9 protein-coding genes are annotated in these 11,318 nt (G+C 60.1%); 7 read left to right on the top strand and 2 right to left on the bottom strand.

All coding sequences use genetic code 11. The features are described 5' to 3' along the window. Positions 1-233 precede the first annotated feature (233 nt). The 3 genes from HK44_RS25800 to HK44_RS25790 all read left to right on the top strand — a co-directional run bounded on the left by HK44_RS25800 (position 234) and on the right by HK44_RS25790 (position 2,910). Positions 234-815, top strand: coding sequence for an alpha/beta hydrolase (locus HK44_RS25800; protein ID WP_019691164.1), 582 nt, complete (start codon positions 234-236; stop codon positions 813-815). Between the two features lie 56 nt (positions 816-871). Continuing rightward, the gene (locus HK44_RS25795) at positions 872-1,807 is read left to right on the top strand and encodes a sigma 54-interacting transcriptional regulator (protein WP_019691163.1); all 936 of its coding nucleotides are present in this window, start codon (positions 872-874) and stop codon (positions 1,805-1,807) included. Between the two features lie 320 nt (positions 1,808-2,127). Next, positions 2,128-2,910: a MetQ/NlpA family ABC transporter substrate-binding protein gene (locus HK44_RS25790; protein WP_019691162.1), complete on the top strand. Its 783-nt coding sequence runs from the start codon at positions 2,128-2,130 to the stop codon at positions 2,908-2,910. 98 nt (positions 2,911-3,008) lie between these two features. Here the strand turns inward: HK44_RS25790 and HK44_RS25785 are convergent, their stop codons facing one another. After that, the gene (locus HK44_RS25785; RefSeq protein WP_019691161.1) at positions 3,009-3,875 is read right to left on the bottom strand and encodes an AAA family ATPase; all 867 of its coding nucleotides are present in this window, start codon (positions 3,873-3,875) and stop codon (positions 3,009-3,011) included. Between the two features lie 157 nt (positions 3,876-4,032). Here HK44_RS25785 and HK44_RS25780 point away from each other — a divergent pair, with 157 nt between their 5' ends. From HK44_RS25780 to HK44_RS25770, 3 genes are read left to right on the top strand one after another with little or no spacing between them, the layout of a single operon-like run. Further along, entirely contained in the window at positions 4,033-5,133 is a 1,101-nt protein-coding gene (locus tag HK44_RS25780; RefSeq protein WP_019691160.1) for an efflux RND transporter periplasmic adaptor subunit, read from the top strand. Continuing rightward, on the top strand, positions 5,130-6,200 hold the full coding sequence (locus HK44_RS25775) for an efflux RND transporter periplasmic adaptor subunit (protein WP_019691159.1): 1,071 nt from the start codon (positions 5,130-5,132) through the stop codon (positions 6,198-6,200). Before HK44_RS25780 ends, HK44_RS25775 begins: the two co-directional genes overlap by 4 nt. Then, entirely contained in the window at positions 6,197-9,250 is a 3,054-nt protein-coding gene (locus tag HK44_RS25770; RefSeq protein ID WP_019691158.1) for an efflux RND transporter permease subunit, read from the top strand. The genes HK44_RS25775 and HK44_RS25770 overlap by 4 nt, the downstream gene beginning before the upstream one ends. A 21-nt stretch (positions 9,251-9,271) precedes the next feature. On the opposite strand, the gene HK44_RS25765 is transcribed toward HK44_RS25770, so the two are convergent. Beyond that, positions 9,272-9,901 (bottom strand): class I SAM-dependent methyltransferase, encoded by a 630-nt coding sequence (locus HK44_RS25765; RefSeq protein ID WP_019691157.1) that lies wholly within the window; start codon positions 9,899-9,901, stop codon positions 9,272-9,274. A gap of 214 nt (positions 9,902-10,115) precedes the next feature. On the opposite strand from HK44_RS25765, the gene HK44_RS25760 reads away from it, so the two are divergent. Then, positions 10,116-11,141 (top strand): IS110 family transposase, encoded by a 1,026-nt coding sequence (locus HK44_RS25760; RefSeq protein ID WP_024264761.1) that lies wholly within the window; start codon positions 10,116-10,118, stop codon positions 11,139-11,141. Positions 11,142-11,318: the final 177 nt, after the last annotated feature.

Below are 11,318 nucleotides of genomic sequence, written 5' to 3'. Positions count from 1 at the left end.
TTTTTTTTTGAAAGCAAAACACAATCCCTGTGGGAGCGAGCCTGCTCGCGATGGGGCCGTGTCAGTCAACATTGATGCCAGCTGACACTCCGCTATCGCGAGCAGGCTCGCTCCCACAGGGTGATCAGTTTTATATTCGATACAGATCTTAATAAATAGCTTCTTATTCCTTAACGAATATAAACCCCGTCCCTATACTCGACCAGGAACAGACACGCACAAGAGAACTCCCCATGCGCAACGAATCAATTCGCTACCTGATTGTGCCGGGCTGGCAAGGATCGCCAGGGGATCATTGGCAAAGCCATTGGCAGAACAGCCTGCCGAACAGCGCACGGGTGGAGCAGGCCGACTGGCTGACGCCGCGTCGCGAGGATTGGGTTGCGGCGCTGGCCGAAGCGATTGATGCCGACAGCACGCCGGTGATCCTGATTGCCCACAGTCTGGGTTGCATTACCGTTGCGCATTGGGCGGCTACTGCGCCGTTGCAGGCGTTGCGTCAGGTTCGCGGGGCCTTGCTGGTAGCGCCTGCCGACGTCGAACGCCCGGCCTGTGCGCCTGCGTTGCGCAACTTTGCACCGATCCCGAGGCACCTGCTGCCGTTCCCGAGCCAGGTGGTGAGTTCTGACAACGATGCCGCTGTCAGCGCTCCACGGGCGCTTGAGTTGGCACGAAACTGGGGCGCCGAAGCAGGGATCCTGGCGGGTGCCGGGCACATCAACGTGAAGTCCGGTCACCATCGTTGGGAGCAGGGATTTGCCTACCTGTATCGCCTGCAAAACCGCATGGAACATCACGCCCTACGCCGCGCTTGAACCTCTTATTTATTTAAACGCCCCCGTCTCCCGGCGGTTCTGGGCGGGAGTCTGCCATGAGTTTGCATGAATCTTTCGGTCAGCCCTTGCTGACCTTTCCCGACGCTGAAAAAAGCCCGTTGAGCATTCGCGCCAAGGCGCTGGTGTTTGTCGACCCACGCTCGCGGCAGCTGCGCCAGGAGCTGGAGCAACTGGCGCCGCGCTCGATCCCGGTGTTGATTCGCGGTGAAACCGGCAGCGGCAAAGAGCTGTTGGCGCGATATATCCACCGTGCCAGTGATCGCGGCGGTCTGTTTGTATCGGTCAACTGCGGCGCCATTAGCCCAACCTACGCCGATGCCGAGTTGTTCGGTTATGCCGGCGGCAGTTTCAGTGGTTCGGCCAGCAGTCGCGCCGGCTGGTTTGGTTCGGCCAATGGCGGGACGTTGTATCTGGATGAAATCGGTGATTTGCCGTTGCCGATTCAGATCAAACTGCTCGCCGCCCTGGAGAATCACGAAGTCACCCGCGTCGGCGCGCAACAACCGAGCCCGGTGGATGTGCGCCTGGTGGCGGCGACCAGCATCGATCTGGCGCAAGCCGTGGCGGCTGGCAAATTCCATGAGCGGCTCTACCACTACCTCAACGAAGGTCGGCTCGAATTACCGGCCTTGCGTGAGCGAGTCGGTGATATTCAATCATTGGCCGAGTATTTCCTCGGCATCTACAGCCAGCGCCTCAACCTGCCAGTGCCGTTTATCAGCGACGCGGCCCAGCAGGTTCTGGAGCGGCACAGTTGGCCGGGCAATACCCGTGAGCTGGAGAACGTCATTCACTTTGCGTTGCTGGTGAGCAGTGGCGAGGAAATAAAGCCTGCGCATTTGAATTTGCCTCAGGTGCTTGCGCCATTGGAGTTGATCGAACGACAGGCAACGCAGGTGATTACATCCGGATCTGCCGGTGAGCGCGCAGCGCTTAAACGTTTGCTCGAAAGCCTGACGCAAACCGTTTAACCCCCCCCCTGTGGCGAGGGAGCTTGCTCCCGCGGGTCGGTCCGCGCTCGGGCGAAGCGACCCCAAAATCAGCAGGCGATTTTTGTCAGGTAAACCGCGGTTACCGGAATGCGGCTGCTGCGCATCCGAGCGGGAGCAAGCTCCCTCGCCACAGGCGTTAGGTGTCTTTTTTGTGTATGAGCAAAATGGAATATGAAAGTGAATAAAAGATATTGTTCGGGAATAAAAAATCTCGGTATCGTCCGCACCACACCAGCGATAGCACGTCACTGGCCTTTCATTTTTTAGCCATTGTCGATAACGACAAATAAGGACACTGCATGAAAAAGGTTCTGTTGTTCACCGCATTGGCGGCTGCCCTGACTGCGGGCCTGGCCCAGGCTGGCGAGAAACTGGTGGTTGCCGCAACGCCGGTGCCGCACGCCGAGATCCTCGAGCTGATCAAACCGACCCTCGCCAAAGAAGGCGTGGATCTGGAAATCAAGGTCTTTACCGACTACGTACAACCGAACGTGCAGGTCGATCAGAAGCGTCTGGACGCCAACTACTTCCAGACCCTGCCGTACCTGCAAAGCTTCAATGAAGGCAAAGGCACTCACCTGGTGACCGTGATCGGCGTCCACGTCGAACCGTTCGGCGGATACTCGAAAAAGGTCAAAACCCTGGCTGAATTGAAAGACGGCGCGACCATCGCTATCCCCAATGAAGGCAGCAACAGCGGCCGTGCGCTGATCCTGTTGCAGAAAGCCGGCCTGATCGAATTGAAAGATCCGAAAAACGCCCTGGCGACGCCAAAAGACATCGCCAAGAACCCGCACAACTTCAAGTTCAAGGAACTGGAATCGGCGATGCTGCCGCGTGTGCTGGATCAGGTCGACCTGGACATGATCAACACCAACTACGCGCTGGAGGCGGGTCTGAACCCGGCTAAAGACGCGCTGGTGATCGAAGGTGCGGATTCGCCCTACGTGAACTTCCTGGTCGCGCGTCCAGACAACAAGGACAGCGCAGCGATGCAGAAACTGGCCAAGGCCCTGACCAGCCCTGAAGTGAAGGCATTCATCGCCAAGAAGTACAACGGCGCGGTACTGCCGGCGTTCTGATTGAGCGGTAAACCCTTTTGAGGTTTCAACGCCGACGGCTTTCGATAGCGTCGGCGTTTTTATTGCACGCGAAAATCAAAAGATCGCAGCTTTTCGAGTCAATCCGGCCAGTTCCACGCCGGCTCGTCCAGCATCCCCTGACCAACAATCCCGGTCTGGCCGAAATTTTTCTCCAGCACGATGGCGTTGCATTCGGGGGCTTGCTGCAACGCCGCGATCAAGCGGCTGGCGTGGGACACCACCCACACCTGACACTGCTCCGAGGCGCGGACGATTAGCCGTGCCAATGCCGGCAGCAGGTCCGGATGCAGGCTGGTTTCCGGCTCGTTGAGCACCATCAGCGTCGGCGGTCTTGGCGTCAGCAGAGCGGCGATCAGCAGCAAGTAACGCAAGGTCCCGTCCGACAGCTCGGCGGCGGACAGCGGCCGCAACAACCCTTCCTGATCGAACAGGCTGTCGAAGACCGGCGTGTGCTGGGCCAGCACATCCCAATCGCGTTCGACCCGCGAGCGAATCATCGGGCCGATGCGATTGACCAACAGGCTGGCCGGGCGGTACAGCGGCCCTGACCAGATACATTCACGCTTGATTTCCGGGTCCAGGGAAAACGCTGAGTGCGACAGTTCCGGCAGGCCCAGGGCGATTGCATAACTGAAGTCTTCACTGGCAAAGCCCAGCCGCAAGCGCTTGGGCGACTGGCGCACGGAGGCCTCGACGGCCACCTCACCGTTGCGCATGCGCCGGCTGATGTTTTCCGGACCGGCCCAGAAAGTCGAGGCCAGACCACCCTCGCGCGCGAGTGCGTTAACCACACCGCTCTGAGCGGTTTCGGCCAATAGCCGCAGAGCGCGGTAGAGGTTGGACTTGCCGCTGCCATTGGGCCCGGTGATGAGATTCAGGCGCCCGAGCGGGATCACCAATTTATTGATCGAGCGGTAATTGGCCACCGCGAGGGTTTTGAGCATCCGGGAGCTCCTGCTGTGTTGCCCGGCAGTGTGCCTTACTGTCGATAACGCGATGATTTCTGAATGTGTGCAGTTGTTGCCGTGCAGCGCTGGAGCCCTGATCTAAGCTCTCAGTCGTACCGTCACGTGTCCGCCCGTATCACGCAAAGGAGCTTGCATGGCTGGTCCCGGATTGAAATGTATCGTTGGCCTGAGCCTGTTTGCCCTGCTGGCCGCGTGCGGCGATAAAAAGCCGGTCGAAAAGGAGCGCCCACGGGTGTTTGTGCAAGAGGTTCAACCGACCCATTTCGCCGCTTCGGTGACCCTGACCGGGGATGTTCAGGCGCGGGTTCAGACCGAGTTGTCGTTTCGCGTTGCCGGCAAGATCATCCAGCGCATGGTGGATGTCGGCGATCGGGTTTCCGCCAAACAGGTATTGGCCAGGCTCGACCCGAAAGACCTGCAGACCAGCGTTGACTCGGCCCACGCCCAGGTGGTTGCCGAGCAGGCGCGGGTCAAACAGAGCGCTGCCGCGTTCGTCCGCCAGCAAAAACTCCTGCCCAAGGGCTACACCAGCCAAAGCGAATACGATTCTGCCCAGGCTGCATTGCGCAGCAGCCAGAGCGCCTTGAGCGCAGCGCAGGCGCAGTTGGCCAATGCCCGCGAGCAGCTCAGTTACACCGCGCTGGTTGCCGACGCGCCCGGCGTGATCACCGCGCGTCAGGCTGAAGTCGGCCAGGTGGTGCAGGCCACAGTGCCGATTTTCAGCCTGGCCCGGGATGGCGAGCGTGACGCGGTGTTCAATGTCTATGAATCGCTGTTGAGCGCGCCGCCATCGGATCGGTCGGTGGTGGTCAGCCTGCTCGATAACCCGACGATCCACACCACCGGCACGGTGCGCGAAATCACCCCGGCGGTGTCGGCGCAAACCGGTACGGTGCAGGTCAAGGTCACCCTCAGTGCATTGCCCGAAGGCATGCAACTGGGCTCGGTGGTCAGTGCCACGGCCAAGGTGCCGGGCAAGTCTGTGATCGAGTTGCCCTGGGCAGCACTGACCAAGAACCTCAGCGATCCGGCCGTGTGGCGGGTGGATGCCAATGGCAAGGCACAGCTGCAGACCGTCAAGGTGGGACGCTACCTGACCGGCAACGTGATCATCAGCGAAGGCCTGAACGGCGGCGAGAAAGTCGTCACTGCCGGCGGTCAGTTGTTGCACCCCGACGTGTTGGTAGAGATCGTTACACCGCCCGCCGAAGGTTCGACGGGAGCCCAGCCATGAAGCGCGTGTTGCTGCTGTTGTCGGCGGGGCTGTTGTTGGCCGCCTGCTCGAAAAAGGAAGCACCACCGGAACCTGTGCGGCCGGTGCTGTCGATCGAAGTGCAGTCTTTTGACCAGCAAGACCTCGGGCGTTTTGCCGGGAGCATTCAGGCGCGCTTCGAAAGCAACATCGGTTTTCGTGTGCCGGGACGTATTGCCAGCCGCAATGTTGATGTCGGCAGCGAGGTCCGGAAGGGTGCGTTGCTGGCAACCCTCGATCCGACCGATCAGCAGAACCAGTTACGTGCCGCCCAAGGCGATCAGGCGAAGGTCGAGGCGCTGCTGATCAATGCCAGGGCCAGTGCACGCCGTCAGCAGGAACTGTTCAACAAGGGGGTGGGCGCTCAGGCGCAGTTGGACATCGCCCAGACCAACCTGAAAACCACCCAGGCTTCACTGGACCAGGCCAAGGCGGCGGTCAGTCAGGCCAGGGACCAGCTCAATTACACCGAACTGCGTACCGATCACGCCGCGATCGTGACGGCCTGGAACGCCGAGGCTGGACAAGTGGTGACGGCGGGGCAGCAAGTGGTGACGCTGGCGCGGCCGGACATCAAGGAAGCGGTGATCGATCTGCCAGCGGGTCTCGCCGAGCAGTTGCCCACCGACGTTGTGTTTGAAGTGGCTGCGCAACTTGATCCGAGTATCCACACCACGGCCATCATCCGCGAGATCGAGCCGCAGGCGCAAAGCGCGACCCGTACCCGCCGCGCCCGTCTGACCCTGGCCGAGACACCACGGGGCTTTCGTCTCGGCACGGCGATCAGCGTGACCTTGAGCTCGACCGTTGAGCCGCGTATCGAGTTACCACTGACAGCCTTGCAGGAAATCGACGGAAAACCGCGAATCTGGGTGATCGACAAACAGACCCTGACCGTTTCCCCGCGAGACGTCACGGTGCTCAGTCGTGGCGCTGACAGCGTGATTGTCGGGCACGGAGTCAAAAGCGGTGAGCGAGTGGTCAGCGCCGGTGTGAACAGCCTCAAACCGGGGCAGAAAGTCAAAGTCGACGAGGACAGCCCGCGATGAAAGGGAGCTTCAACTTATCCGAATGGGCCCTCAAGCATCAGTCCTTCATCGGGTACCTGATGTTCGTCGCTTTGCTGATGGGGGTGTTCTCGTACCTCAACCTGGGGCGAGAGGAAGACCCTACGTTTGCCACCAAAACCATGGTGATCCAGACCCGCTGGCCGGGCGCGACCCAGGAAGAAACCCTCAAGCAGGTCACTGACCGTATCGAGAAAAAGCTCGAAGAGCTCGACTCGCTCGATTACGTGAAAAGCTACACCCGGCCAGGTGAATCCACCGTTTACGTCTATCTGCTGGACACCACGCCTGCCAAGGTCATCCCGGATATCTGGTACCAGGTGCGCAAGAAGATCAGTGACATTCGCGGCTCTTTCCCCCCGGGCATTCAGGGGCCGTCGTTCAACGACGAGTTCGGTGATGTCTACGGGTCGATCTACGCCTTCACCGCCGATGGTCTGTCGATGCGCCAGTTGCGCGACTACGTCGAGCAGGCCCGCATCGAAATTCGCAGCGTACCGGGGCTGGGCAAGATCGAGATGGTCGGCCAGCAGAATGAAGTGCTCTACCTGAACTTCTCCACCCGTAAACTGGCGGCGCTCGGCATCGACCAGCGTCAGGTGGTACAGAGCCTGCAAGCGCAGAACGCGGTGACGCCGGCCGGGGTTATCGAGGCCGGTCCCGAGCGCATTTCCGTGCGTACCTCCGGGCAGTTCGCCTCGGAGAAAGACCTGGAAGCGGTCAACCTGCGGCTCAATGACCGTTTCTACCGCCTGGCCGATATTGCAGACATCAGTCGCGGTTACGTCGACCCGGCCTCACCGATGTTCCGCTTCAACGGTCAACCGGCCATAGGCCTGGCCATAAACATGAAGGCGGGCGGTAACATTCAGGTGTTCGGCAAGGCGCTACACGAGCGCATGACCCAGCTCACCGCCGACCTGCCTGTGGGCGTCGGCATACACATGGTCTCGGACCAGGCCCAGGTGGTGGAAGAGGCGGTTGGTGGCTTCACCAGCGCGTTGTTCGAAGCCGTCATCATCGTGTTGGTAGTCAGCTTCATCAGCCTCGGCGTGCGTGCCGGACTGGTGGTGGCCTGTTCGATTCCGCTGGTGCTGGCAATGGTCTTTGTGTTCATGGAATACAGCGGCATCACCATGCAACGGATCTCTCTCGGTGCGTTGATCATCGCCCTCGGGTTGTTGGTGGACGACGCGATGATTACCGTCGAGATGATGGTCACGCGTCTGGAAATGGGGGAAACCAAGGCGCAGGCGGCAACCTTCGCCTACACCTCGACCGCGTTTCCGATGCTCACCGGAACCCTGGTGACGGTCGCAGGCTTCGTGCCGATTGGCCTGAATGCCAGTTCCGCCGGTGAATACACCTTCACCTTGTTTGCGGTCATCGCCGTGGCGATGATTGTGTCGTGGATTGTCGCGGTGCTGTTCGCTCCGGTGATCGGCGTGCACATCCTCAGCGCCAATGTGAAACCGCATGACGCGGAGCCCGGACGCATCGGCAAGGCCTTCAACAGTGGCTTGTTGTGGAGCATGCGCAACCGCTGGTGGGCCATTGGCATCACGGTGCTGTGTTTCCTGCTGGCAGTGTTTTGCATGCGTTTCGTGCAGAACCAGTTCTTCCCGTCGTCGGATCGCCCGGAAATCCTCGTCGACCTGAACCTGCCGCAAAACGCCTCGATGGCTGAAACCCGCAAGGCTGTTGACCGTCTCGAAGCAACCCTCAAGGGCGATCCGGATATCGTGCGCTGGAGCACTTACATCGGCCAGGGCGCGATCCGTTTCTACCTGCCGCTCGACCAGCAATTGCAGAACCCCTACTACGCGCAGTTGGTGATCGTCAGCAAGAACTTCGAGTCACGGCAGGTGCTCAGCGAGCGCCTGCGCGAGCGCCTGCGCAAGGACTTCGTGGGCATCGGCAGCTACGTGCAGGCTCTGGAAATGGGTCCTCCGGTGGGGCGTCCGATCCAGTACCGGGTCAGTGGCAAGGACGTCGATCAGGTGCGCAAGCACGCCATCGATCTGGCCAGCGAACTGGACAAGAGCCCGCACATCGGCGAGATCATTTTCGACTGGAACGAGCCGGGCAAGGTGCTGCGCATCGACATCGCCCAAGACAAGGCGCGGCAACTCGGGCTGTCGTCCGAGGACGTGGCGAACCTGATGAACAGCATCGTCAGTGGTTCGACGGTGACTCAGGTTGACGATGATATCTACCTGATCAACGTGATCGGGCGCGCCGTGGATGCCGAGCGGGGGACACCGGAAACCCTGCAGAACCTGCAGATCGTTACACCGGGCGGGACGTCGATTCCGCTGCTGGCCTTTGCCACGGTGCGTTATGAGCTGGAGCAACCGCTGGTCTGGCGGCGCGACCGCAAACCCACCATCACCATCAAGGCGGCGGTGCGCGATGAGATCCAGCCGACGGATCTGGTGAAGTTGCTCAAGACGCAAATCGACTCGTTTGCCGAAGGCTTGCCAGCGGGCTACTCAGTCGCCACCGGTGGTACGGTCGAGTCCAGTAGCAAGGCTCAGGGGCCAATCGCCAAAGTCTTGCCGTTGATGCTGTTTTTGATGGCGACGTTCCTGATGATCCAATTGCACAGCGTGCAGAAGCTGTTTCTGGTGGCGAGTGTCGCGCCGCTGGGCTTGATCGGCGTGGTGTTGGCGCTGGTTCCGTCGGGGACGCCGATGGGCTTCGTGGCGATTCTCGGGATCCTCGCGCTGATCGGTATCATCATCCGCAACTCGGTGATTCTGGTGACCCAGATCGAAGAATTCGAGCACAGCGGCCTCTCACCGTGGGACGCCGTGGTGCAAGCTACCGAACACCGTCGTCGGCCGATCCTGCTGACTGCCGCAGCCGCGAGCATGGGCATGATCCCGATTGCCCGGGAAGTGTTCTGGGGGCCGATGGCCTACGCGATGATTGGCGGGATCATCGTCGCCACCTTGCTGACGCTGCTGTTCCTGCCGGCGCTGTATGTGGCCTGGTACAAGATCAAGGAGCCGAAGAAAATCGCGCAGTAACGGCGATAGCGTCCTGACAGGCTACGCCGCTTTACGCCAGACACTCGCCAACCAAGGCTGTTGATCCCTCGGCAATCCCGCCGGCCGGTAGTAATGCTCCAACTCGACAAACCCTGCCGCTGTCAGCAATTTTTGCCACGCCGCCAGATCGTGATACGCCCCAAATCGCGGGCCATTCCAGCCTTCGCGGTTATCCCCGCGCGGATTCGAACTGAACAACACACCGCCTGGCTTCAATGCCCCGTGCAACTGCTTCAGCACCCGAGGCAATTCCTGAACAGGAACGTGAAACAGCACTGCGTTGGCGAAGATTCCGTCGAAGCGTTCGGCGGGCAGATCGAGTTTCAGAAAGTCTTGCTGCCAGACCTCGCAGCCGCTGTCCTCGCGGGCCATTTGGGCGAATCGCTCCGAACCGTCGAGGCCGATGGCGATGTGGCCCATGCGGGTGAAAGTTTGCAAATCGCGGCCGGGGCCACAGCCGAAATCGAGCAGGGTGAACGGCGCCGAGCCCTGAATGTGCCGCAATAGTGCGTCGATGTTCTGGCTGACATCGTGGTCGCGTGTGCCTTCACGAAAACTTTCGGCCACCTGATCGTAGTGGCCCAGAGTGGTCGCGGTGATCTGTTTGAGGTCGTCGGGCGTGTGCTTCATGGCGGCTGCGCAGGCAAAGGGTGAGTTCGCCGAATATACGCCATGACGAGGGTGGCTGCTGCGCCGCCAATCGCGAGCAAGCTCGCACACACTGGATCGTGTCGATCCCCACAATTTTGTGTTCACCGAGTATCAAATAATGAAATGGCTACCCCCGCCGCCCCCTGTGATCGCCCACTAAGCTTTCGCAGGGGGCTCATCGGAGACCGTTGCCATGAACAAAGTAGCTATTGCCGCCATCGATCTGGGAAAACACTCTTTCCATCTACACGCGCAAGATGATCGTGGTCATGAGCTTTACCGCAAAAAGTTTACTCGTGCGGCGCTCATGCAGCACCTGATGAATCTCGAACCCTGCACCGTTGTGATGGAAGCCTGCGGCGGAGCCCACTTCATGGCGCAGGAGGTCGCGAAGCTGGGACATACGCCCAAGCTCATTGCCCCGCATCTCGTACGCCCTTACGTGAAAAGCAACAAAAACGACTTCGCTGATGCCGAGGCGATCTGCGAGGCGGCGACTCGTCCAACAATGCGCTTTGTACACCCCAAAACCCAGGCTCAGCAGCTGCTGGCCATGCTCAACTCGACACGCGATTCGTTCATCAAAGAGCGCACCGCGACCGTCAATCGGATTCACGCAGCGCTTTTGGAGGTCGGCGTCAGTCTGGCCACAGGCTTCAAGCCCATCAAAGAACTGCCCGCTCGGCTTGAAGCGAGTTCAATTCCTGTGCCCATCAAAAAACTTCTGACGAGGTTGCAGGAGCACTTCACCTATCTGGATGGGCAGATCAAGACGCTGGACAAGGAAGTGGAATGCCAGGCCGCCGAAGATGATCTGGCGGCTCGTTTGATGACCATGCCCTGCGTAGGCCCGATCACCTCCAGCGTCCTGGCTGCCGAATTGGGCGATGGCAAGCAGTTCAAATGCGGCCGAGGCTATTCGGCCTCAATCGGGCTGATACCCAAACAGCATTCTACGGGCGGCAAGACCGTCCTGCTGGGCATCAGCAAGCGAGGTGATCGCAACCAGCGGCGCCTGCTTGTCCAATGTGCCCGTGTTTACCTGATGCAACTGGACCGACAGAAAGGCTGGCTGGCGGACTGGGTCCGGCAGCTATTGGCCCACCATCACTCCAACCATGTGGTCTGCGCGCTGGCCAACAAGCTGGCAAGGATCGCCTGGGCGATTGCTGCCCACCACACTGAATTTGATGCAGGGCCAACCGCGATGAACGCCTGACCCTGCTGTCACCCGAGCACCACCCACCTGGTTTTGCGATGCTGGATAACAGATGACGTGAACGGCTAACCGGCCTGACGACAACCCTGAGCTCCCACACGGCTGAAAGGCCGTTCGAATAATTAGGATCGTTAGGCATCGATTCTCATCGAGGCGCGGGGTTGCCACCCCACACAG

It is taken from the genome of Pseudomonas fluorescens HK44 (assembly GCF_000217955.3).
Lineage (GTDB): Bacteria > Pseudomonadota > Gammaproteobacteria > Pseudomonadales > Pseudomonadaceae > Aquipseudomonas > Aquipseudomonas fluorescens_AQ.
This window is presented reverse-complemented; position numbering and strand designations above follow the sequence as displayed.